At 57.4% G+C, this 23,658-nt stretch carries 21 protein-coding genes and 2 pseudogenes; 13 read left to right on the top strand and 10 right to left on the bottom strand.

The genetic code is table 11. The annotated features are described in order from the left end of the window. The 4 genes from AC1DWM_RS20460 (at window position 1) to AC1DWM_RS20445 (ending at window position 4,632) form a co-directional block, all read left to right on the top strand. Entirely contained in the window at window positions 1-1,569 is a 1,569-nt protein-coding gene (locus tag AC1DWM_RS20460; protein ID WP_477795990.1) for a purine-cytosine permease family protein, read from the top strand. A gap of 2 nt (window positions 1,570-1,571) precedes the next feature. Continuing rightward, a complete protein-coding gene (gene betA, locus AC1DWM_RS20455) occupies window positions 1,572-3,260 on the top strand; it encodes a choline dehydrogenase (RefSeq protein WP_223517334.1) in 1,689 nt (562 codons plus the stop codon). 231 nt (window positions 3,261-3,491) lie between these two features. Then, window positions 3,492-4,145, top strand: a complete 654-nt coding sequence (locus AC1DWM_RS20450) for a peroxiredoxin (RefSeq protein WP_452627115.1) — start codon at window positions 3,492-3,494, stop codon at window positions 4,143-4,145. Between the two features lie 25 nt (window positions 4,146-4,170). Further along, the gene (locus tag AC1DWM_RS20445; protein ID WP_477795989.1) at window positions 4,171-4,632 is read left to right on the top strand and encodes a GNAT family N-acetyltransferase; all 462 of its coding nucleotides are present in this window, start codon (window positions 4,171-4,173) and stop codon (window positions 4,630-4,632) included. Between the two features lie 118 nt (window positions 4,633-4,750). On the opposite strand, the gene AC1DWM_RS20440 is transcribed toward AC1DWM_RS20445, so the two are convergent. After that, window positions 4,751-6,139, bottom strand: coding sequence for a M15 family metallopeptidase (locus AC1DWM_RS20440; protein ID WP_477795988.1), 1,389 nt, complete (start codon window positions 6,137-6,139; stop codon window positions 4,751-4,753). A 179-nt stretch (window positions 6,140-6,318) separates the two neighbouring features. Between AC1DWM_RS20440 and AC1DWM_RS20435 the strand changes: the two genes are divergently transcribed. Together AC1DWM_RS20435 and AC1DWM_RS20430 are read left to right on the top strand one after the other, a co-directional pair. Continuing rightward, window positions 6,319-7,296, top strand: coding sequence for an NAD-dependent epimerase (locus AC1DWM_RS20435; RefSeq protein WP_477795987.1), 978 nt, complete (start codon window positions 6,319-6,321; stop codon window positions 7,294-7,296). 50 nt (window positions 7,297-7,346) lie between these two features. Then, a complete protein-coding gene (locus AC1DWM_RS20430) occupies window positions 7,347-8,888 on the top strand; it encodes an ArnT family glycosyltransferase (protein ID WP_477795986.1) in 1,542 nt (513 codons plus the stop codon). A gap of 9 nt (window positions 8,889-8,897) precedes the next feature. Here AC1DWM_RS20430 and AC1DWM_RS20425 read toward each other — a convergent pair whose 3' ends face one another. The 4 genes from AC1DWM_RS20425 to AC1DWM_RS20410 all read right to left on the bottom strand — a co-directional run bounded on the left by AC1DWM_RS20425 (window position 8,898) and on the right by AC1DWM_RS20410 (window position 12,562). Beyond that, on the bottom strand, window positions 8,898-9,515 hold the full coding sequence (locus AC1DWM_RS20425; protein WP_223517316.1) for an LOG family protein: 618 nt from the start codon (window positions 9,513-9,515) through the stop codon (window positions 8,898-8,900). Between the two features lie 111 nt (window positions 9,516-9,626). Continuing rightward, window positions 9,627-11,045, bottom strand: a complete 1,419-nt coding sequence (gene pdxR / locus AC1DWM_RS20420; RefSeq protein WP_477795985.1) for a MocR-like pyridoxine biosynthesis transcription factor PdxR — start codon at window positions 11,043-11,045, stop codon at window positions 9,627-9,629. Between the two features lie 49 nt (window positions 11,046-11,094). Continuing rightward, window positions 11,095-11,937 carry an alpha/beta fold hydrolase gene (locus tag AC1DWM_RS20415; RefSeq protein WP_477795984.1) on the bottom strand — a complete coding sequence of 281 codons (843 nt, stop codon included), beginning with the start codon at window positions 11,935-11,937 and terminating at the stop codon, window positions 11,095-11,097. 16 nt (window positions 11,938-11,953) lie between these two features. Further along, complete coding sequence (locus AC1DWM_RS20410; protein WP_477795983.1) at window positions 11,954-12,562, bottom strand: FMN-dependent NADH-azoreductase; 609 nt, start codon at window positions 12,560-12,562, stop codon at window positions 11,954-11,956. A gap of 202 nt (window positions 12,563-12,764) precedes the next feature. Between AC1DWM_RS20410 and AC1DWM_RS20405 the strand changes: the two genes are divergently transcribed. The 3 genes from AC1DWM_RS20405 (at window position 12,765) to AC1DWM_RS20395 (ending at window position 14,047) form a co-directional block, all read left to right on the top strand. Then, on the top strand, window positions 12,765-13,217 hold the full coding sequence (locus tag AC1DWM_RS20405) for a carboxymuconolactone decarboxylase family protein (protein ID WP_223517309.1): 453 nt from the start codon (window positions 12,765-12,767) through the stop codon (window positions 13,215-13,217). A 75-nt stretch (window positions 13,218-13,292) separates the two neighbouring features. Beyond that, window positions 13,293-13,613 carry a DMT family transporter gene (locus AC1DWM_RS20400; protein WP_223517307.1) on the top strand — a complete coding sequence of 107 codons (321 nt, stop codon included), beginning with the start codon at window positions 13,293-13,295 and terminating at the stop codon, window positions 13,611-13,613. A gap of 98 nt (window positions 13,614-13,711) precedes the next feature. Continuing rightward, on the top strand, window positions 13,712-14,047 hold the full coding sequence (locus AC1DWM_RS20395; RefSeq protein ID WP_223517306.1) for a hypothetical protein: 336 nt from the start codon (window positions 13,712-13,714) through the stop codon (window positions 14,045-14,047). 31 nt (window positions 14,048-14,078) lie between these two features. Here AC1DWM_RS20395 and AC1DWM_RS20390 read toward each other — a convergent pair whose 3' ends face one another. From AC1DWM_RS20390 to AC1DWM_RS20370, 5 genes and pseudogenes are all read right to left on the bottom strand, one after another. Continuing rightward, entirely contained in the window at window positions 14,079-14,480 is a 402-nt protein-coding gene (locus AC1DWM_RS20390; RefSeq protein WP_223517304.1) for a heme-binding protein, read from the bottom strand. Window positions 14,481-14,500: 20 nt separating this feature from the next. Then, window positions 14,501-15,718, bottom strand: coding sequence for a glycolate oxidase subunit GlcF (gene glcF, locus AC1DWM_RS20385; protein WP_223517303.1), 1,218 nt, complete (start codon window positions 15,716-15,718; stop codon window positions 14,501-14,503). A gap of 3 nt (window positions 15,719-15,721) precedes the next feature. After that, on the bottom strand, window positions 15,722-16,786 hold the full coding sequence (gene glcE / locus AC1DWM_RS20380; protein ID WP_477795982.1) for a glycolate oxidase subunit GlcE: 1,065 nt from the start codon (window positions 16,784-16,786) through the stop codon (window positions 15,722-15,724). Continuing rightward, window positions 16,786-18,285 (bottom strand): glycolate oxidase subunit GlcD, encoded by a 1,500-nt coding sequence (gene glcD, locus AC1DWM_RS20375; protein WP_223517299.1) that lies wholly within the window; start codon window positions 18,283-18,285, stop codon window positions 16,786-16,788. The genes glcE and glcD overlap by 1 nt, the downstream gene beginning before the upstream one ends. A gap of 311 nt (window positions 18,286-18,596) precedes the next feature. Further along, window positions 18,597-18,833 (bottom strand): annotated as a pseudogene (locus tag AC1DWM_RS20370) (transposase); the annotation flags it as partial. Between the two features lie 385 nt (window positions 18,834-19,218). On the opposite strand from AC1DWM_RS20370, the pseudogene AC1DWM_RS20365 reads away from it, so the two are divergent. The 4 genes and pseudogenes from AC1DWM_RS20365 to AC1DWM_RS20350 form a co-directional block, all read left to right on the top strand. Then, window positions 19,219-19,491: pseudogene (locus tag AC1DWM_RS20365) on the top strand (hypothetical protein); the annotation flags it as partial. Window positions 19,492-19,913: 422 nt separating this feature from the next. Beyond that, a complete protein-coding gene (locus AC1DWM_RS20360) occupies window positions 19,914-20,972 on the top strand; it encodes an LPS O-antigen chain length determinant protein WzzB (protein ID WP_477795981.1) in 1,059 nt (352 codons plus the stop codon). 460 nt (window positions 20,973-21,432) lie between these two features. After that, window positions 21,433-22,719, top strand: coding sequence for a flippase (locus AC1DWM_RS20355; protein WP_223517295.1), 1,287 nt, complete (start codon window positions 21,433-21,435; stop codon window positions 22,717-22,719). A gap of 63 nt (window positions 22,720-22,782) precedes the next feature. After that, window positions 22,783-23,658: glycosyltransferase (locus AC1DWM_RS20350; RefSeq protein WP_477795980.1), on the top strand; the 876-nt coding region annotated here is incomplete at its 3' end.

Here is a 23,658-nt window from a genome sequence, read left to right as displayed (position 1 = left end):
ATGAATACTGACGCCAAAGCCGCACCTAGTGTGTCGCTCCTCGACGGCAAACCTGTCGTCGAAAGCCATTCGATCGACTTCATTCCGGAAAACGAGCGCACCGACAAACTGTCGAGTCAAGGCCCGTTCTGGTTCCTCGGCAATTTCACCTTCTTCACCATGACCATCGGCTTCGTTGGCCCAAGCGTCGGCCTGACCGCGCTCTGGACCACACTCGCCGGCACGCTGGGCATCATGTTCGGCACCTTGTTCATGGCGTTCCATGGTTCGCAAGGCCCACACTTGGGCTTGCCGCAAATGATCCAGTCGCGTGCGCAGTTCGGCTATCGCGGTGTGATCCTCGTGCTGCTGGCAACGCTGTTTGTGTTTGCCGGGTTCAACATCGTCAACCTGGTGTTGATGATGCAGGGTCTGCACACGTTATTCGGGTTCGATCCCTGGGTGATCGCGGTGGCGGTGACGGTACCGGCGGCGATCCTCGCGATCCTCGGTCATGACTGGATGCACCGCAGCTTCAAATGGGCGTTGTACCTTTCGATTCCGCTGTATGGCCTGGTAACGCTGGCAGTGATGATGGGCTGGGTGCCCGATGCCGTGATGCCGGCACTGGCTGCCGGTGAAGTGGCTCCGGCGCCGCTGGGCTTCAACTGGACCGGCTTCATCGCACAGTTCGCCGCGGCGGCCAGTTACAACATCGCCTACGCACCGTACGTGTCCGACTATTCGCGTTACCTGCCAAAGAACACCTCCAGCGGCAAGCTGATTGCCGTGGTGTTTCTGGGCGCGTCGTTGTCCGGGGCGTGGATGATTTCGGTGGGTGGCTGGCTGGCCGATCACCTGCATTCCACGGATGTGCTGGTTGCTCTCGGACAAGTCGGCAACGTCGTCTCGCCTCTGATAGGTACAGCGGTGGTGGTGATCACCATCCTGGCGTTCCTGCCGGTGATCGCGATGAACATCTACAGCGCGAAACTGACCACGCTGACTTGCGTCGATTCCATCAAGCACATCGAGCCGACCCGCAAGGCGCGCATCCTGGCGATTGGTTTTGTAATCCTGCTGCAACTGGGCGTGGCCCTGAGCATCCAGAGTTCGGGCAAAGGCTTGTCGGTGCTGGGGATCTACCTGGTGGTGATGTTGTACTTCCTGGTGCCCTGGACCTCGGTCAACCTGACTGACTACTTCTTTGTGCGCAAAGGCCGCTACGCCATCCCGCACTTCTTCATGCCCCACGGCAACATCTACGGCAGCTGGGGTCTGCGTGGCATCGCCGCGTACGCCATCGGTTTCGTGTCGATGATCCCGTTCTTCTACATCTACGACGGCGTTGAACAGCGAGAAGTTTATGTCGGCCCGCTCGCCAAAGCACTGGGCAGCATCGACATCGCCTGGCTGGTCGGGCTGATCGTCTCGGGGCTGGTGTACTACTGGTTCAGCCGCTCGATCGACCTCAAGCGCGAAGAAACCGTCATCCAGCACATCGAGAAAACCTCTCCGCAATACACCACTGGCGATTCATTGAGCTTTCGCTCGTCGCCCGTTTTCAACGAATCGGAAGCCGGGAGATAACCATGGCTACGCAAAAATACGACTACATCATCATTGGTGCCGGTTCGGCGGGTTGTGTGTTGGCCAACCGCTTGAGTGAGGATCCTGCTACCTCGGTGTTGGTGCTGGAATTCGGTGGCAGTGACCGCAGCGTGGTGATCCAGATGCCCAGCGCGTTCTCGATCCCGATGAATACCAAGAAGTACAACTGGCGCTACGAAACCGAGCCAGAGCCGTTCCTCAACGGGCGGCGCATCCACTGCCCGCGCGGCAAGGTGCTGGGCGGCTCGTCGTCGATCAACGGCCTGGTCTACATCCGTGGCCACGCCTACGACTTCGACGAGTGGGAATCGCTCGGCGCCCAGGGCTGGGGCTACCGCAATTGCCTGCCGTACTTCAAACGGGCAGAACATTACGAGGAGGGTGGCGACGGCTATCGCGGCGGCACCGGGCCGTTGCACACCACCAACGGCAACCACATGAAAAACCCGCTGTATGGGGCATGGGTGGACGCCGGTGCCGAAGCCGGTTACATCAAGACCGAAGACTGCAACGGCTACATGCAGGAAGGGTTCGGTGCCATGCACATGACGGTGAAAAACGGCGTGCGCTGCTCCACGGCTAACGCTTACTTGCGCCCGGCCATGGGTCGTCCGAACCTGACCGTGATCACCCACGCGATGACCCGGCAGATCATCCTTGAAGGCAAGCGCGCCGTCGGCGTCATGTATGACCACAACGGCCAGACCCATCAGGTTCATTGCAACCGCGAAGTACTGATTTCTTCAGGGCCGATCGGATCGCCGCACCTGTTGCAACGCTCCGGTATCGGCCCGGCCGAAGTCCTGCGCAAAGCCGGGATCAGTGTGCGTCATGACCTGCCAGGGGTAGGGGAGAACCTGCAGGATCATGCCGAGGTGTACATCCAGTTCGGCTGCAAGGAACCGGTGACCCTCAACAGCAAAATGGACCCGCTGAGCAAACTGATGATCGGTTTGCGCTGGCTACTGTTCAAGGATGGACTCGGCGCCACCAACCATTTCGAGGCCGGTGGTTTCATTCGCTCGGACAAGGGCTTGCGTTGGCCGGACATCCAGTTCCACTTTCTGCCTGCCGCCATGCGTTACGACGGCAACAAGCCGATCAAGGGACACGGCTTCATGGTGCTCACCGGGCCGAACAAACCCAAGAGCCGCGGCTATGTGCGCGCCCGTTCGGCTGACCCGTACGAGCATCCGCAGATCCAGTTCAACTACCTGCAACGAGAAGAGGACCGCGAAGGCTTCCGCCGCTGCATCCGCCTGACCCGGGAAATCATTGGCCAGAAGGCAATGGACCGCTTCCGCGACGGTGAAATCGCCCCAGGCCCGCTGGTGAACACCGATGAAGAGCTCGATGCCTTCGTGCGGGAAAACCTTGAGAGCACCTACCATCCTTGCGGTTCGTGCCGCATGGGCGAGGACGATATGGCGGTGGTTGATTCCGAGCTGCGTGTGCATGGCATTGCCGGGTTGCGCGTGATTGACTCCTCTGTGTTCCCGACTGAGCCGAATGGCAACCTCAACGCACCGACCATCATGCTCGCCGAGCGGGCCAGCGATCTGGTGCGCGGGCGCAACATGCTGCCAGCCTCCGATGCGCCCGTCGGTCTGGTACAGGATTGGGAAACCAGCCAGCGCTCGTCGCTGCCGGGACGCAACGTCCGGGTTTAGTGGCGTCGGGTTTTGCTCAGAAACAGTCAGATCGACGGCGTGTCGGTCTGGCTGTTTTGTCATTTTTTGAATTCAATGGCTTAAAGATTAGGGCTGGCGGTAACGCCCTTGTCTTGCCGCGTCTCCTATACTGATCCGCGTTGACAGGTTCAACACCGATCCTGAATGCCGTTGGAGAGGTACCCCGATTCTGACGGTTTTCCCTGCGACCCCATAATAAGGAGAACAAACATGGCAATCCGCATTGGCGACGAGGCACCGGACTTTAGCGTCGAAAGCACCGAAGGCACGCTGAATTTCCACGAATGGATTGGCGACAAGTGGGCCATCCTGTTTTCGCACCCCAAGGATTTCACCCCGGTGTGCACCACCGAACTGGGCTACATGGCTGGGCTCAAACCGGAGTTCGACAAGCGCAATACTAAAATTGTCGGGCTCAGCGTCGACCCGGTCAGCAATCATGAAAGCTGGGCCAAGGACATCGAAGAAACCCAGGGGCACGCGGTCAATTACCCCATGATCGGTGACGAAAACCTGGTAGTGGCGAAGCTGTACGACATGATCCATCCGAATGCCAGTGGCGGCACCCGCACCGCCGCAGACAACGCCACCGTGCGTTCCGTGTTCATCATCGGCCCGGACAAAAAGGTCAAAGCGATGCTCATCTATCCGATGAGTGCCGGGCGTAACTTCGATGAAGTGCTGCGTCTGCTCGACTCCCTGCAATTGAACGCCAAGCACACCGTCGCCACGCCGGTTAACTGGCGTCCGGGGGAGGACGTGATCATCCCTACGTCGGTGTCCGATGAAGACGCGCGGAAGAAGTACCCGGACGGCTTCAACACCATCAAACCTTACTTGCGCACTGTGGCGCAGCCCAAGTAATCCAACCCCCGAGGAGCCGCGCAACATGGTCGTAAAAGCCTTTCGCGTCGACGCCAGCCATCTCGACCAGGTTGCGCGCCTTTTCGACGCCTACCGAGGCTTCTACGGCCAGCCCTCGAACCTGACGCAGTCCCGGGATTTCATCGCTGAACGCATCGCCCGGGGCGAGTCTGCGATTTTCCTCGCCGAAGATGCCGTGGGTGACGCGTTGGGCTTCGTGCAGTTATACCCGACGTTTTCCTCCATCGATGCTCACCGTACTTGGCTGCTCAGTGATCTGTTCACCACCCCTGAGGCCCGAGGGCGAGGGGTAGGCACGTTGCTGATGAACACCGCTCGCGACTTTGCGGTGTTGAGCGGTGCCAAGGGCATGGTGCTGGAAACCGCCACCGACAATCTCGGTGCGCAGCGGTTGTATGAGTCGTTGGGCTATGTGCGTGATGGGGGGTATTACACGTATTGCCTTGATTTGAGGTTTAACTCATAGACGCACAAGCCGGCGGATTCAGGCGCAATGGTAGGCAACGACACAAGGTCTTGTGGCTTCCGGAAAGTCAGATGATGGCTGATATGCGAGCCTTGATCGAGTCCAAACCCCACCAACATCAAGGCAATTTCCACCCTTCACGAAACTGCTCGTATTGCGCCTCTGGCATCTGCACCAGCAGCGGAGACTCGCGAGGGTCGAGCCACTTGAGCAACGCAGCAATATCCCCCTGATCCATGGCCGTGCAGCCCGCCGTCGGGGACGTGGGGCCACGCCAGATGTGGAAGAAAATGCACGAGCCTGAGGCCGCCGTCGCCGGGGTGTTGTGCTCGATGAAAATGCCTTTGCGATAACCCTCCTCGTTGCGCATGTGTTCTGAGCTGTTCCAGTCTCTAGCCATCGCCGCACCGTCGACCAGTTCGTTGTAGCGCTGGGACTGGCTGTCATCCACGCATTCGGTGGTCGGTGTGAGCGCAAGGTAGGGCAGATGGGTGTCAACGGTAGCGTCGAAACCAAACGCCGTGCCCAGTTTGAAAATCCCCGCAGGTGCTTTTCCATCGCCTTCGCGTTTGACCGGACCCTCAAAAACACCAGCACCGCTCAGGCCCTTGCCCCAACCCATACCGTTTTTGCCAACTACCACGGGAAAGGCATCGCCGTACTTTCGAAAGGTTTTCCCGTCACGTTCATAGCGCTGCGCGGTGCCCTGGATGTCATCCCAGTTCTTGGAGGTGACCACGATCAGCTGACCGCTGGCACCGATGACATCGCTGGAGCTCATCGGTGTAATGGGGAAATCCATCACGTCCTTCGGTGCTCCTTCGCCACTGAACGTGAAGTGCCACCATTCCTTCGAATACCCGACGAACCCTTCTTTTTCCATGGCGCTGCTAAGGCGTTGGCGGTTTTCTTTCGCGCTGGCGTTGATCGTCGAGTTAGCGGTATGTGCGCGTTCATCGAAGCAATCGTAACCGGTGCCCATATCGAGGGCGCCGTCGTGCCAGCGCTGTTCATAGGGCGCGGTGCAATCGACTTGCGCCGCCGCAGGTGTCCAGGTGTCGACGGGCAACGCCTTGGGGCCGGTGAGTGTCAGATCCACGGTTGAACCTTTGGAGTGCCCCGACACCCGCGCCACATAGCCCAAGTGCCAGAAGTCCTGCTTGTCCACGCGCGGATAAAACTCGGCCTTGCGTGGGTCACCCGGCTCTGTCGCGAAGCGCCCCATGTCAGCGACTGCACGGCTGGGACGATAACAATCGAACACTTTCAAACCATAGCCTTGCGTGCGCAATGTCGCTTGCACCCGGGCGAGGGCCTTGGCGGTGTCCATGGACAACAGGCATTCGGCGGCGTCGTAGCCCTCGAGCCGATGCCCGGTGAAGTTGTGGGCGCTGGCATAGCGCATGTCCTGCTCGATGCTCGGATCGATGGTGCGCAAATAGACCATGCTCGCAGGTCTTGGCTCGGCGCTGGCTATGTCATAAATGACAAGGTTTATCAGTAACATTAGTGCGCGGCCAAGCCCCCTTGTCACGCTCATACGATTTAAATGAATATGTAACAAGATTTCACCATTGGATGGGCAGGGTGATAGCGGCTTCGTGTCAACGATGTCATGGGCCTCCATGACTTATCAATGGTGCAGGGTATGAAGTTGAAGCGGGTTTTGAATAATAATGAGGGACTATGACTGTTCTGGTTACCGGCGCTGCCGGCTTTATTGGTTTTCACACTGTTAAGCGGCTGTGCCAGCAAGGTCTTGAAGTCGTCGGAATCGACAACCTCAACGACTACTACAGCGTAGAACTCAAACAGGCACGGCTCAATGAGTTGAAGTCGTTGCCGGGTTTTCGTTTCCAGAAGCTGGATATCGTTGATAAACCGGCTTTGATGRCATTGTTCAAAGAGCATGCGTTCACCGAGGTGGTGCATTTGGCCGCACAGGCGGGCGTTCGCTATTCGCTGGACAACCCGGACGTCTACGCGCAATCGAACCTAGTGGGTTTTCTGAATGTGCTGGAAGCCTGCCGGCACTATCGCCCCGAGCATTTGATCTACGCGTCGAGCAGTTCGGTGTACGGCACCAACAGCAAGATGCCGTTCAGCGTCGAAGACGCCGTCGATCACCCGGTTTCGCTGTATGCCGCCAGCAAACGCGCCAATGAAATGCTCGCGCACAGTTACAGCCACCTTTACGGAATTCGTGCCAGCGGTCTGCGCTTTTTCACCGTTTATGGGCCGTGGGGCCGGCCAGACATGGCCTTGTTCAAGTTCACCAAAGCGATCCTCAATGGCGAGCCGATCGATATCTATAATCACGGCGAGATGGCCCGCGATTTCACTTATGTCGATGACATCGTCGAAAGCATTGCCCGCCTGCGGGAAAAACCGCCGATACCAGGCAGTGACGGCGAAGCTGCCAACCGAATCTTCAACATCGGCCGGGGCGAGCCTGTGCCGTTGCTGGCATTCGTCGACTGTCTGGAGAAGGTGCTGGGCATCAAGGCCCGGCGCAACTATTTGCCGCTACAGGCGGGTGATGTGATCAAGACCTGGGCCGATGTGTCGGCGCTGGCGGACTGGGTCGACTTCCATCCACGTGTAACGGTTGAAACCGGTGTGGCGGAATTTGTGAAGTGGTATCGCCACTTTTATCAGCGATGAAGCGTTCGCCCTTGATACCAACCAATAACGCACCCGTGAAGGACTGAGTCATGCGTAGATCGCTTTCGCCCGGCGTTGAGTGCTTAGGCCTGATGTTGCTGGCGTTGCTTCTGATCGGCGCAGGGTTGGGGCTGCGGCAGCCGCAGAATGTCGACGAGGAGCGATTCCTCGGCGTTGCCCTGGAGATGTTGCATAACAGTTCGTGGCTGATTCCGCACCGGGCGGCAGAGATCTACGGCGACAAGCCGCCGATTTTCATGTGGACCGTAGCGTTTTTGAGCTGGCTGACCGGAAAACCCGCCATTGCCCTCTATATTCCGGGCCTGTTGTCCGGCGTGACGGTCACCGCTGTGGTCTACGATCTGGGCCGTCGCCTGTGGAGTCGGCGGATCGGCCGGATTGCGGCATTGTTGTACTTGGCCACTTATCAGACTTACAGCATCTTGCAAACCGGTCAGATTGACAGCTTTTTGGTGCTGTTTACATCGGTCGGCCTGTACGGCCTGGCGCGTCACCTGTTGCTCGGCCCGGCCTGGCGCTGGTTTTACATCGGTTGCGCGGCGATGGGCGTGGGCGTGATCACCAAAGGGGTCGGGTTTGTCCCGGCGCTGATGCTGATTCCGTATGCCTATGCGGTGCGCAAACACTGGCCCGGCGTGGTGGCGATGCCGGACGAGGCGCGCAAGTGGTGGCTGGGTTTGGCGGTGATGTTGGGCGCCACGGCGATCTGGTTGCTGCCCTTGGCGTTGTCCATCGTGGTCAATGGCGGCGCCGATGAAGTGGCCTATGCCAAGGAAATTCTGCTGCGTCAGACGGCGGGGCGGTATGCCGCGGCCTGGGACCATCGGGAACCGTTCTGGTATTTCTTCGTTTTTGTGATCCCGCAATATTGGCTGCCGTTGGTGCTGGCGCTGCCGTGGCTGGTGCCCGCGTGGCGTCGTCAACTGCGCAAGCACGACGGGCGCGTATTGGTACTGCTGGGCTGGGTCCTGCTGGTGGTGCTGTTTTTCTGCATCAGCAGCGGCAAACGCAAGTTGTACATTTACCCGGCGCTGCCCGGGTTGGTGTTGGTGGCGGCACCGTTGATTCCCTGGTTGCTCAAACGCTGGTTCAGCCAGCGTCCGCGCGGTCGACGGGTGTTCCAGGCGGTGGCCGTGATCTGGTTTGCGCTGTGGTTCGCCCGTGGCTTCATCGAGCCGGTCAGGGACGGTGCCAACCCGCATAACGCGATCATGGCGCAGGCCGCAACCATGACCGGCGGTGCGGAACTGGTGCTGGTCAACTGGCGCGAGGGGCACTGGCTGTACGCTCGGCAACCGATTGTGCATTTCGGCATGGCCGGCTCCTCGGTCGAGCAAGCGGCACAATGGCTGCGCGACCATCCCAAGGCCTACGCGCTTGTCCCCGACGAGGAGCTGGGCAAGTGTTTCAATGCCCAGACCGCCCGTGAGTTGGGCGAAACCTCGCGTGCGAAGTGGTCTATTGTGGGGGCCGACGCGGACAACGGACAGTGTCATCCGCTATCGCCTGCCCATGTCTATCACTTCACCTGGAACGAACGGGTCAAGGAATTGAGGGCGGCGTTGCGCTGACGGCGCCGATCAGGTGGGCGGGCCAGGCCAAGCGCCTGCCACTCCCATCCATTTCGTCACCGTGGGCGCCTGCCACTGCTCCAGCGCATCGATCAGCGCGGACGGATCGATGTTGAAGATCAGCATGTCGCGGTGTTCGGTTTTCATGAAGCCTTCGTTCACCGCATGCTCCAGCAGGCTGCGCACCGGGTTGAAAAAGTCACCGATGTTCAGGCAGGCGACCCCTTTGTGGTGTTCGCCCAACTGAGTCAGCGTCGCGACTTCAAACAGTTCTTCAAACGTCCCCAAACCGCCCGGCAATGCGATAAACGCATCCGCCCATTCGCTCATGCGCGCCTTTCGGCTGCGCATGTCTTGCGTGACTTCATGCCGGGTCAGGCCGGGATGAAGGTGCCCGAGGTCGAACAACAAGCGCGTGATGATGCCAACGACTTCACCGCCCTCGGCGAGCACCGTGTCGGCCATCACACCCATCAAGCCTTTGTCGGTGCCGCCATACACCAGGCGTATGCCGCGTCTGGCGATTTCCCGGCCCAAGGCTTGGGCGCCCTCAATATAGGCGGGATTGAAGCCGGTGTTGGAACCGGAGAACACGGCAATGCTACGAAGGGGAGGAGGTGTCGGCATCGGATTTTCCTGGGGCTGGGTCAGTGGTTCAGCACACAGGGTGTCGCCCCATCGGCCCGGGCAAAAGAGCCAAGAATGGCGTGTTGAACCGGGCCATGTTCGTCGAGATGCCTAGATCAATTGCAGAATGCGTCTGCCCAGTTGTTCGGCCATCTCTTGCGAGTCGATGTTGGCGAACCCGAGCAGCAGCGCCGAATCGGTCGGGTCATGGATACGCCAGTCGGACAAGGCTTCTGCGTAAATCCCGGCCTGTTGCAGGCGCTCGACCAGTGCGCTGTCGGACGCTTGCCCGGTCAGACGAAGAATCAGGTGCATGCCACCCGGCAGGGCATCAATGCGAATGTGATCGCCCAGGGCTTTCTTGAGCCCGCGCGCCGTGGCCTCGCGGCGTTCACCGTAGAGTTTTCGCATGCGCTGGATATGGCGAGCGAAATGCCCCTCGGTCACAAAGGTGGCGACGATGGCTTGGGTCAATTCCGGGCAACCGCCGAGGAATATCTGGCCGACCTGTTCGAAGCGTTCGACCTGCGCCTCTGGCACCACCAGGTACGCGAGGCGGATACCGGGAAACAGCACTTTGCTGAACGTGCCGCAATAAAGCACACGACCGTCGCGATCCAGGCTCTTGAGTGCAGGCAGTGGACGGCTGATGTAGCGGTACTCACCGTCGTAGTCGTCCTCGACAATCCACGCTTGCTGCCGGGATGCCCACTCCAGCAATTCCAGGCGACGTGGCAACGACAGCGAGACGCACAGCGGGCTTTGATGGGCCGGTGTGACGACGGCTGCACGGGCGCCGGGTGTGCGCTGGATACCTTGCGCGACCTGCATGCCGTCCTGGTCCACGGAAACCGGGGCAACCTGGATTTGCAGGTGTTCCAGCAACTGCCGGGTGGGCAAGTAGCCGGGGTCTTCGACGAGCACTCGGTCACCCGGCTTGAGCAGCGCATGAGTGATCAGCGACAGCGTGTTTCGGTAGCCCGAAGTGACGAACACCTGCGCGGGCGAACACGTTATGCCGCGCGCAACCTGCAGGTAAGTGGCAATCGCAGAGCGTAGTGAGTCCAGCCCGTACACCGAGGGGTTGGCCATGTCCGCCATCTGCGTAGCGCGAACGCAGCGAGCGCCGATTTGCGACCAGACTTTTCTGGGGAAGGCATCCAATGCGGGCAGGGCCATCTGGAACGGCAGAATGGGTGCCTTGTGCCGGATGTACTGGCTGCTCGCCGGGCTGGCTGTTTGCGCCGCACGAGCAGACAGTGCCTTGACATTGATGCCCGCCGCCACAACCGTGCCCGCTTGGCCACGAGACTGGAGGAACCCTTCGGCGGTGAGGAGGGAATACGCGGTATCGATGGTGCCTCGCGCCAGTCCCAGTTCCTTGGCCAATGCCCGTGCGGCGGGAACGCGTTCGCCTGGCATGAGCAAACCGTCCGTTATGGCGCCGCGGAACCGCCAGTAAAGCTGCCGGTAGATCGGTTCGGTAGAGGTCGGGTCGAGGGGGGAGAAGCGCTTGATCTGCTGGTTCATGGCTTCATCCACCGCTCAGGGACGGTTCGCTTCGTATCAAGGTGCGTCCTTATTTTTGCCCGAGGAAATTCAGCATGATCGCATTGAAGTCCGCCGGTGCCTGCATGAATGCGAAGTGACTGGCGTTGGGCAATATGGCCAGGCCGGCGCCCGGGATGGTTGCGGCCAGGTACTCCGTGTGCTCACGGTTGATCGCTTCATCGTGGTCGCCATCGACAATCAACACCGGTGTTTTTATGGTCTTGAGGTCTGCATCGCTCCACTCTGGCTGCGACGCCCACATATGGCTGATCTGCTCGACGAACTCATCAAACTTGTCGGGTGTTTTCGACAGCTTTTTGTATTCCTGCCCGGCGCGATCAATGTAGGCGGCAAACGTCGGGTTTTTTTCAACGCCTTGGATGACGCCTGAGGTTTTTGAGTTGGCGGCGAAGGCGAATATTTTTCCGACGCGATCAGGGTGACGCATCGCCAGATCCAGACCCAAAATCCCCCCATCGCTCCATCCCACGACGTCCGCCTTATGGATTTTCAGGTGGTCCAGCACCGCAACGACGTCATCGGCCATCAAGTCGTAGCCATAGGCTTGCGCATCCCGACCACTGCGACCGTGGCCACGGCTGTCCAGCAAGATCACGGTGTGATGCGGCGCGAGCACGTTGACCTGATTGCCCCAATAGTCGGAGTTGGCCAGGCCGCCATGCAACAGGACAACGGGAGAACCGTGCCCAATGACGCGGTAGAAAATTTTCGCGCCGTTGACGTCGAGGTAGGCGGACTTGGACGCCATCGTGATCTGGGGCGTGGCGGGCAGTGTTTCCCAGCGCTCGGCAGCGTGTGCAATCGAAAACGAGGCGCACAGCAAAAAAGCGACAGCGGTGAGACGGTTCATGGGGCTCTCCCTTCGGTCATCGAAGCGCTGAAAAATGCGCTTCCACTGCTTGGTCCGACTTGCTCCTGGCCAGCGCTACAGCCTGCGGACCCAAAGCGGTGCCTTCAACAGAGAAGAACGTTAGTGCATGCAGTCCGATCATGCCCAGAACCGCTTTCAGATACGGGGTCAGAAAGTCGGGCTGACGCGGGTCTTCTCCTGAAAATCGTCCTCCCGATGACACGGCAATAAAGACGGGACGGTCGTGCAGCACACTGGTTTTCCCTTGCGCGCCGACATTGAACGTGCGACGGACGCGAGCGATATGGTCGATCCAGATTTTCAGCGCAGCGGGGACGGTGAAGTTGTGCATGGGAGTGCCAATCACCACAACGTTGGCGCTTTCCAGTTCTTCAATCAGCACTTCCGATTGGGCCATGGAGCCTTCTTGGGACACATCGGCGGACGCTTGTTGGGACATCGCGTAATGCTCATCAACCTGCGGTATGGCATCGCCGCTCACCACCCGGTTGATAACGGTTGCAGTGGGATCGCTCTTTAGCAAATGACCAATGATGTGCCTGGACAGTCGATAGCTCTCGGAAGTTGTCCCGTGAGGGCTGCACGTCACGTGGAGGATTTTCATGGTTCGCCCCTAAATAAAAGTACGTATTCGAGGGGGCATTCTAGGAAGCGGATGACCTATTCCAAAGGTCCAAGAAGTGAGCAGTTGACTGGGCCATGACTGCGCTTTCATGGCCCATGACGCAAGGCGGATCATGGATCTTAGCAATTAGACCAAGACGCAGCACGATGGAGCTCCTCACAGCAAACACAAAGGATTCATCATGAGCAATCGTCTCGACTACGCCAAGGCTGCACCCGAAGGCTACAAAGCTTTTGGYGGGGTATACGTCTACCTGCAAAACAGCGGTCTCTCCCACGAACTGATCGATCTTGTTTATCTACGGGTGTCGCAAATCAATGGCTGCGCCTATTGCATCGATATGCACTCGCGCGATCTGCTCAAACTGGGCGTCGTCGTTGAAAAATTGGTGCTGGTGCCAGTCTGGCGCGATGCGGGTGACGTTTTCACTGACCGTGAACGTATTGCGCTGGGCTGGGCGGAAACCGTCACACGCGTCGCTGATATGGGCGTTCCCGATGCGGAATATGAAGCGGCAGCTGCCGAGTTCAGTGATAAAGAATTGGCTGATCTGACTTACGCGATTGGGTTGATGAACGCCTTTAATCGATTTGGTGTGACGTTCCGTTCGACCCCTGCGGCGGCTGGAAAGTAGAGCGCTCTCCAGGTTTCGCCAGGTCGTAATGCCTGGCGATTCAACTTACGTCATTCCTCCCGCAGGACAATCAACATGGCATGGGCACTGCTCGGCATCGCTGGCATTCTCGAAATTGCGTTCGCTTTCTACATGAAGGGCTCGGAAGGATTCACCCGGTTAGTCCCTGGACTTTTGGCGGCCGCCACGGGTTTGTCGAGTGTCTTTCTTCTTTCGCTCTCATTGCGCTCACTGCCGGTGGGAACGGCTTACGCGGTCTGGACCGGTATCGGTGCGGCGGGCACCGCGATTCTGGGCATGGCGCTGCTGGGGGATGCCACCACGGCGCTGAGGATCGCGTGCATTGTGCTTATTTTGGCCGGTGTCATCGGGCTCAGGCTGGTCTCGGGAAACTGAACCCGACGCTGGATGTTTTACGCGGGTAAGGCAATTTGCTGGCCCCGCTGGCGCGAAGTTATCGCCAAAATCACTTTATTTTCAGGTGGTTAGGCGGAATGCAATTGCGCAATGTAACGGTCACGTTGATCTCGTTTACCCTGGCGAGCATGGCGGGTGCGGTCCAGGCCAGGGAGTTGATGCCCAATGACCGCTATATGTGTGACTGGGGCGCGGGGACGGCGGCCAGAGCCCAGGAGCTCAAGTTGTCCGGGGTGTCGCTGTATGCCGCTCGCCAGAAGATACAGACCTACAAGTTCAACAAACCGTGGATGCACATGATGGCCATGGGCATTACCGAGCAAACCTACGACAGCCCGTCGCGGTTCAAACCTGCTGCGGTCCGGCAGAGTTTTTATGAAGAGTGCATCAGGTATAAGTTGGCGCGGAAGTGATAACGCACGAACGTACAGTGTCGTTCCCACATCACTTCAGGCATTTTGCCCCGGCCTTGGCCACTTGCGCATCCTGCTCGGCCTTGACGCCGGACACGCCGACCGCGCCGATCACCTGACCATCAAAAATAATCGGCACGCCACCTTCAAGCGACGTCAGTAACGGCGCGGATAAAAAGGCGTAGCGTCCACCATTGACCATGTCTTCATAGCCCTTGGATTCGCGCCGGCCCAAGGCCGAGGTGCGGGCTTTTTCGGTGGCGATGTAGGCGCTGCTGGGCGCGCAACCGTCGAGGCGTTCCAGTGCCAGGGGATGGCCGCCGTCGTCGACAATCACGATGGTCACGGCCCATTGATTGTTCTGTGCTTCGGTGCGGGCGGCGGCGAGGATCTGGCTGACTTCGGCCTGGCTCAGTACGGCTTTGCTTTTCATGGCAATTCTCCAATGCGCGATCAGGGCAGGGCGGCTTCGACCAGTTCGATCCAGTGCCTGACGGGGGTTCGACCCGCACCGTCAAGGTGCGACTGGCAGCCGATATTGGCGGTGACTATGACTTCGGGAAATCCGCTCTCCAGCGCATTTAGCTTGTTATCGCGCAGTTGTCGGGACAGCTCGGGTTGGGTCAGTGAATAGGTGCCCGCCGAGCCGCAGCACAAGTGGCTATCGGGCACGGGCGTGAGGTTGAAACCCAGGCGCGTCAGCAACGCTTCAACCGCGCCGCCGAGTTTTTGCGCGTGCTGCAAGGTGCAGGGGCAATGGAACGCCAGGCGTTGGGCAGCGTGGATGCCGAGTGCTTCCAGCGGTTCTTCGCGCAACACTTCGACCAAGTCTTTGGCCAACGCACTAACCTTTTGCGCCTTGTCGGCATAGGCCGGGTCGGCGCGGAGCAAGTGGCCATAGTCTTTGATGAACGCACCGCAACCGCTGGCGGTTTGCACGATGGCTTCGACACCGTTTTCAATGCTCGGCCACCACGCATCGATGTTGTGTCGTGCGCGATCAAGGCCGGCGGCCTGAGCGTCGAGGTGATAGTCGACGGCGCCGCAGCACCCGGCCTCGGGGCTCGGTGTGATGCTGATGCCCAGTCGATCCAGCACGCGTGCGGTGGCGGCATTGGTGTTGGGCGACAACCCCGGCTGCACGCAACCTTCCAGTATCAGCACCCGCCTCGGGTGGCGCACAGTCGGGCGCGGTTTGGCTGGGTACACACGCCGAGGCAACTTGGCTTGCAAGGTGTTTGGCAACAACGCACGAAACATCTGTCCGCTGTTGACCAGCGCTTTGAACAGCCCAGGATTGGGCACGACGCGGCGCAAACCTTCGCGCAACAAGCGCTGGTCGAGTGGGCGCGGTACGGCGGCATCCACCACCGCGCGACCAATGTCGAGCAAGTTGTGGTAATCGACGCCAGAGGGGCAGGTGGTTTCGCAGTTGCGGCACGACAGGCAACGGTCCAGATGCTGCTGGGTTTTTTGGGTAGCCTCGTGGCCTTCCAGCACCTGCTTGATCAGGTAGATGCGACCCCTGGGCCCATCCAGCTCATCGCCCAACAGTTGATAGGTCGGGCAAGTGGCATTGCAAAAACCGCAGTGCACGCAGGTGCGCAGAATGCTTTCGGCTTCTTCGGCGCGGGGCAGTTGGCGGGCCTGTTCGCTCAAGGTGGTCTGCATGGGTCAACACTCCGCGTACAAGCGACCGGGGTTGAAGATGCCCCGTGGATCAAGTTGCTGCTTCAGGTTCTGGTGGTAGTGCATCAGCGCAGCAGGCAACGGTTGGAACGGGCTGTCGATCAGGCCGTGGCTGTAACAGGTCACATGCCCGCCAACCTCACCGACGATCTCGCGAATGAGCGACGCCTGCGCCTCGGATTTAAGCCAGCGTTGTGCGCCGCCCCAATCGATCAGTTGAATGCCGGGCAGGGAAAGCCGAGGTGTGTTGTGCGGTAAGGACAACCGCCAAAGGGGCTGGTCCTCATCGAAGAAACCCAGTCGATGTTCGTTGAGATCCGCCCAGTATGAAGCGTCGAGCAACTCGCCACCTAAACGGTCATGGGCCGCCGCCACCGAGCCTTCGCCGCCCTCGAGCCGCAAGTGCAGGCGCCGCCCGTCGTGGCACGCCGCGCTGATCGGCAAGGGCTGCTGGCCCCACTCCACGAGGCGAAGCAAAGCGCGATCACTGTCCATTTCCAGGCTGATGCTCAGGCACTGTCGCGGTTTGGGCAGCACCTTGAGCGACACTTCAGTCACCACCCCCAGCGCGCCGTAACTGCCGACCATCAAGCGCGACAGGTCATAGCCGGCGACGTTCTTCATGACTTCACCACCGAAGCGCAAATGCTTGCCGTGTCCGGTGATCACCCGCGTACCGAGGACAAAGTCCCTGACCGAGCCTGACCACGGACGCCGTGGTCCCGACAACCCACAGGCAATCATGCCGCCGACGGTGGCGTCTTCACCAAAGGAGGGCGGTTCGCACGCCAGCATCTGCTGTGCGTCGTCCAAAACTTCGGCCAGTTCTGACAACGGCGTACCGCAACGGGCGGTGATCACCAGTTCGGTCGGGTCATAGCTGACGATGCCTCGGTGGGTGCGCGTATCGAGGACTTCCCCCGCGACGATGCGCCCAAGGAAGGCCTTGCTGTTGGAGCCCTGAATGCGCAGCGGCGTTGCGTTTTGCAGCGCCTGATTGACTTGTTCCAGCAGTGTGGCGCTGTCATCCATGTCGAATTCGCTGCGCATCAGAAGCGCTCCAGATCAGGGAAGGGCATCTGTCCCATATGCACGTGCAGGGCGCCAAATTCGGCGCAGCGGTGCAGGGTGGGAATGTTCTTGCCGGGATTGAGCAGACCGCCCGGATCGAAGGCGGCTTTGACCGCATGGAACAGCGTCAGCTCATCGCTGTTGAACTGCGCACACATCTGATTGATCTTTTCGCGGCCCACACCGTGTTCACCGGTAATGCTGCCGCCGACCTTCACGCACAATTCGAGGATCTTGCCGCCCAGGGTTTCGGCGCGGTCGAGTTCGCCGGGCTGGTTGGCATCGAACAAAATCAGCGGATGCATGTTGCCGTCGCCAGCGTGGAAAACATTGGCTACCCGCAGGCCATATTCGGCCGACAGCGCTGCGATAGCCTGCAACACGCCGGGCAGTTCGCGGCGCGGGATCGTCCCGTCCATGCAGTAGTAATCCGGTGACAGGCGTCCCACCGCCGGGAAGGCATTCTTGCGTCCGGCCCAGAAACGCACGCGTTCGGCCTCATCGCGGGCCTGGCGGACTTCGGTGGCGCCTGCCTGTTCCAGCACCTGGCGCACGCGGTTGCAGTCATCATGCACGTCGGCTTCCACGCCATCGAGTTCACAAAGCAAAATGGCTTCGGCGTCGACGGGATAACCGGCGTGGATGAAGTCTTCAGCGGCGCGAATGGCCAGGTTGTCCATCATCTCCAAGCCGCCGGGAATGATGCCGGCGGCAATAATGTCGCCCACCGCACGGCCGGCTTTTTCGACGGAATCGAAGGCGGCCAGCAGCACTTTTGCGGTCTGCGGTTTGGGCAGCAGTTTGACTGTCACCTCGGTGATTACCCCGAGCATGCCTTCGGAACCGGTGAACAAGGCCAGTAAATCGAAGCCGGGCGAGTCCAGGGCATCGGAACCCAGCGTCAGGTGTTCGCCCTCGACGGTGAGGATCTCGACCTTGAGCAGGTTGTGCACGGTCAGGCCGTACTTGAGGCAATGCACGCCACCGGCGTTTTCGGCGACGTTACCGCCGATAGAACAGGCAATCTGCGAGGAGGGGTCCGGCGCGTAATACAGGCCGAAGGGCGCCGCCGCCTGGGAAATAGCCAGATTACGTACCCCTGGCTGAACCCGTGCGGTGCGGGCGTCGGGGTCGATGTGCAAGATGTTGTTGAAGCGCGCCATCACCAGCAGCACGCCTTTTTCCAGCGGCAATGCACCACCAGACAAACCCGTGCCGGCACCACGGGCAACCACCGGGACGTGCCGCTCATGGCAGACTCTAAGGACACCCTGGACTTCGTCGAGGTGGCGGGGCAGCACCACTAGCAGGGGCGTGGTGCGGTAAGCGGAGAGCCCGTCGCATTCGTACGGCCTGAGTTCTTCCTGCTGGTGCAGAATTTCCAGATCGGGCAGCCGCGCGTGCAGCGCCTTGAGCAGAGCGGCTTTGTCGACGTCAGGCAAAACGCCGTCGACGCGTTCATCGTAAAGAATGTTCATCGCCTGATCGTAACCCTCAGTTGTTTTTATTCGAGGACTTCCGGTGACAGTTAATGTGCTACTCCATAAGTTAGACCCTTGGGTTGAATCGCGTAACAGAAAATAGTTTGGCGTTTCCTCTTCTATCAATACTCCTCAACATATGCGATTGACTAGTTCCTCCTAGGGATGGTCTGTAGTGGCCATTTATTATGGCTGACTTCGGCCACTGCCGATTTTGAAAGTGGCAAGTCGAACCAAAATGCTCGGATCACTCACTCATTCCTGTCTTTTTAGCCGCTACGAGCACCTCGCGGCGGCTATTCCCCACATCACAGGTGCACCTCTGCTGCATGGCTCAATAAATGTCGACGGGACATCCGCAGATTCGACAATGCAAGCAGCATCACCAGCTGCGCCGTGTTCTTGGCCAAACCATGGAAGCGCGTCTTCACATAACCGAACTGGCGCTTGATCACCCGGAACGGGTGCTCAACCTTCGCCATGACTTGAGCCTTGGCTTTTTCAATTTTGCGCTTGGCTTTGTACAGGGCGCTACGTTTGCCCAGGCACGTCTGTGATCGAGCCGAACTGTCGCACAGCTGTACGGCTGTCTCTATTGCTCGCACAAGTCTGCTACTGCGACGAAGAAGACCTGCACAAGCGGCTGAGCTTGCAATACGTGATCAACGCCGTGCGCAAAGCGCTCCCGGATGCAGCGCACGCTGAAGCGCGCTTGGCGAGTGCTCCGAGTCGGCGAAACAGATGGTCGAAACAGTTAAAACAAAAGTGTTTGAGTACGGCATGCGGACCCCATTCTGGGAGAGCCGCTTGAGTCGTTATGAAGAGGTTGGGGGTGGTGTTTTGAGCGCTGTTATGTAACGCTGCGTTTCAACGTCTGTGGGCGAGAACAGAGTAGAGTTTATGCGCCAGCCCCGGCTGGTGACGGCGGGGTTGGCGCATATCGATGAAGTAGTCGATATGCTGGCCGAAGACGAGGAGGAGGGGCGGCAGTCCTGTCTGAAAAGTCACTGGGTAGGCGTTGGAAAAAGTAGAGGCGCCGAGCCTCGTATCGAGAGTGTGGCCACCGATCTGGTGGCGCACTTCGAGGAGCGCGGTCAGGCGCAGAATGGCTAGGACATGGGGGTGACCATGAGATGTGAGATTTGTCTGCACTTGTACAGCGAGATCATTACTCGGCGCCCCGAATGGCACGACGAAGACCCACCATCGCGCGATGAAGAAGGTTCGAGCTATTGGAATATCGCCTTCGGTTTCGCGCGCATAAGGGTGTTGAACTATGTGCGGTTTTCGATTGGCCCTATTAAAGGGGATTTAGATTGCCAGCCAACAGGAGTCTTGCAGGACTTTCGTTTATGCCATTAACGCGAGCCCACGGTTACTCATGCCGTCGGTATGGATACTGTGACCGATATCGCACTCAAGGTGGGCCGTGGCAACCCGGGCAGGCTTGTAATGAATAGGAGTTCGCTGTGTCCAGATGAGCCCCGCCCAGTAAGCGGCAGCATGAAGGGTTGTGTTATCAGCGAGAGTTGGCAGAGTGCGGGAATTTTTTGCGCGGGCGGTAAGAACTTAAAACTGTTATCTGCAAGTTTAAACAAGACTATTCATCAAAATATGGATCAACTGTGACTAATGATATTTCCCCCCGTCGGACTCTTAGGGATGATGAGACCGACTTGGTTGAACTGCTGCTGAGCTTATGGACGCAAAAATGGCTAATCATACTGGTCACCTTGACGATCACCGCTGGTGCCGCCTTATATGCGTTTCTCAGTAAGCCGGTTTACGAAGCGCGTATTTCCGTACTGCCGCCCTCGCTCAGTAACATTGCTGGCTTCAACCTGGGACGGAGTGGAGCGCGTGGACTGGTGCCTTTCTCGGTCAGCGATGTATACGCTGTTTTCACTCGTAACCTGCAAGCCGAGGAAGTTCGCCGTCAATTCTTCAGGGAGGTTTACTTGCCGTCACTGGACGCAGAGCAGCGTTCAAGGTCTCTGGACAGGCTCTACATGGAGTTTTCTGGATCACTAAGCGTCAAGGCGCCAGACAAAAATCAGCCAGATCGCTATGTAATTGTTGTTGAGCGTCACGACCCAGGCCAGGCTGCGGACTGGRCTAAGCGCTATATCGACCTGACGGCTCGGCAATCCCTCGGTGAAATGCTGAAAAACGCTCAAAGTGAGCTCTCTGTGCAGGCCGGGAATATAGAGCGGCAGATAAAATCCCAGCGGGATACTGCCAAAGCTCGTCGTGCGGACCGCATTACTCAGCTGCAAGAGGCGCTGAAGGTTGCCGAGGAAGTTGGCCTTGAAAAACCTCCGTTGATTACTGGGCGATCGAATGACAGCGAGCTCGCCGCATTTATGGGTGGTAGCTTGATGTATATGCGCGGAGCCAAGGCGCTACGAGCAGAATTGCAGGTGCTTAAGTCACGCGAATCTGACGACCCCTTCATTTCCGACCTGCGCAACCTTCAGGAACAATACGAGCTTTATGCCGGTGTAAGTCTCGACCCGGAAGGAGTCGCAGTCTTCCGTCAAGATGGTAAAATCGAATTGCCGGATGCCCCCATCAAGCCCAAGAAGGCATTGATTCTGGCGCTTGGCGTGGTGCTTGGCGGTATGCTTGGTCTCTTCATTGCTCTGATTCGTCTGATGATTAAAAAACGTTTAGCCACGACCTAAACACTCCTCCTCTACCGTTTACTGGAGGGGAGTGAGGCGTTAAATAACCAACGCCAGATTCAGGAAGGTACATTGGGCGAAGAAAATTAGCGCTCAACTCCCCATCCGCCGCAACTTTTCGTGGGGCAACCGTTTCACCGAGTATTGTAGGAGGTCGTAACCCTTCTGAGCCCTGTGGGCACCGKAGTGTGTAGACTCCGGCAAGTAGGTGTTTTGATCCGAAAGGTGAGCTGCATGTTATTCGGCCGGTGCGGACCAGAGGGGGCGTGGATGCTTAAGTGCTCATCAGAGGTGCGATTTTTTGCGGTGGTGCGACGACACCGCAATAGGCAGAATAATCTCGAGGCCCCCATCGCAACTCTAGTTTTATCAGTACTTAATACCTGTCCAAGAAGCACTGTTCCCCTATGGAATGAAGGCTGTGAATTAACTATTTGTGTTTCTTTTTTGGGGCTTGTTAATGTTATTGCGTAACTCTCTATTGAATTTAGTTGGGCTAGGCGGTCCGTTACTGGCGGCAATTTTTACTATACCGTATTTAATAGCAGAGCTCGGTCCTGAGCGCTTCGGACTGTTGACCTTGATTTGGGCTGTCGTTAGCTACTTCGGTTTGTTTGATTTTGGACTAGGGCGTGCACTGACCCAGCAGATCGCTATCACATGGTCACGTGATGAAAAACAAGATTTACCGTCAATCACAGGAACCGCCTATCTCATTATGCTTGTCCTTGGCCTTTGCGCGGGTCTGATTATGGCTTTGATAGCGCCAGTTCTTGTTGATCAGATTAAGAATGTTCCTAATAAGTCCGAAGCTATTAGTGCTCTGTACGCAATGGCTGTTGCGATGCCATTCATTGTTCTGACATCAGGATTCCGCGGCGTACTCGAAGCACGACAAGCCTTCGGAGTTATTAATTTGATTCGCATACCCATGGGGCTTTTCACTTTTCTCGGGCCGGCTGCGGTGGTCTGGATTGATGAGCCTAGACTGGACTTGATAGCCTGGGTACTTGTTATGGGGCGAGTCTTAGGGTGTCTCGTGCACGCTTGGTATGCCTTTCGCTCTTTACCGAAAGAGTATAGGGGACTGGTTGTCAAACGAACCTGGGTTCGACCGTTATGCGTCAATGGTGGCTGGTTAACTGTGAGCAATGTCATAAGCCCTTTGATGGGTTACATTGATCGTTTCATCATCGGGGCATTGGTTTCGACTGCAGCTGTCACGTATTACGCGACACCCAATGAGATTGTTACCAAACTCTGGATATTCCCTGCTGCATTGACAGCCGTGCTATTCCCAACCTTTGCCGCGCAGATCAGTCGCGGCGGAGGAGAAACGCGCGAACTTTTCAAGAAGGTTCTGCTCTGGCTTTTTCTTGCGATGACACCAATTGTGGTTGTGCTGATACTTTTCGCCCACGAAATCATGCGTCGGTGGATTAACGAGGATTTTGCCAACCAGAGTGCAACAATCCTGCAGATCTTTGCAGTCGGAATACTGATTAATAGCCTGACACATATTCCATTTACTTTGATTCAGAGCAGTGGGCATGCTCGATGGACAGCGCTGATACATTTAGTCGAGCTTCCAATGTTCATGCTAGCCCTCTGGTGGCTTACCAATAACTATGGTGTCGAGGGTTCAGCATGGGCGTGGCTGTTGCGCATAATTTTTGATACTGGATTGATGTTTGCTTGTGCAAAGCACATCCTTGATTCGCGTTTGGCAGCAGTAAAATATGGCTAACTCAGAATTTCGACTTTGCTATGCCAGATTGAATTTAATTGACGCCGCTACAGGGAGTTTGATTTGAAAGTTCATGACGTTGTGATAATCATGTCGGTGTTCAATGGCGAGAAATATGTGGTTGAGCAAATCGATAGCATACTTTGCCAGGAGTCGGCAAATGTAAAGCTTTGGATCAGAGATGATGGTTCAACTGATAGCACAGTTAGTTTGATTGGTGAAAAATATGCCAATGATGACAGGGTGTTTATACAGAAGGGAAAGAACTTAGGTGCGTGCAAATCGTTTATTGAAGCTGTTTTCTGCTGTGATTTTGTCGGGGATTATTATGGATTCTCAGATGCTGATGATGTTTGGGTGATTGACAAAATCAAGCATTCTGTAGACCTGTTGAAGAAAGAAGGGAGTGATATTCCCGTTGCTGTCTCTACACGATTACAGATTGTTGATGAGTCTTTAGGTCCTATAGGCTACACAAAAGTACCTAGAAAGGGTTTGATCTTTAAAAATGCCATCGTTGAATCTGTCGCGAGTGGCGCATCAATTCTAATGAATGAACAAGCATTTAAGATAGTCAGGTCAGTAAGGCCTAGCCATGCTGTTATGCATGATGCATGGGTGTATTTAGTGATTTCTGCATTCGGGAAATTTATCTACAGTGAGTATCCTACGATAAAATATAGACAGCATGGTAGTAATGTAATCGGAGCCTCAAGGTCTTTAAAGAAGAAAATTATTTCACGATTTTCCAGGTTGTCAAATGTTAGCCCGTTCCGCGCTCAGGCCGAAGAATTTATGCAGTTTTTTGGCAAGTCGCTTAGCAAGGAAAACTATGTGATTCTTGATAGGTATTGCAATCACGATAGTAGCTTTCGACGGAGGGTTATGTTCGCAATTAATCCGAGTGTTTATTTTCAGAGTGCTAAGGCTAGCATTTAT

The organism is Pseudomonas sp. P4_C8 (assembly GCF_056401975.1).
The sequence above is the reverse complement of the archived record's forward strand: the minus strand, read 5'-3'. Positions and strand labels throughout refer to the sequence as shown.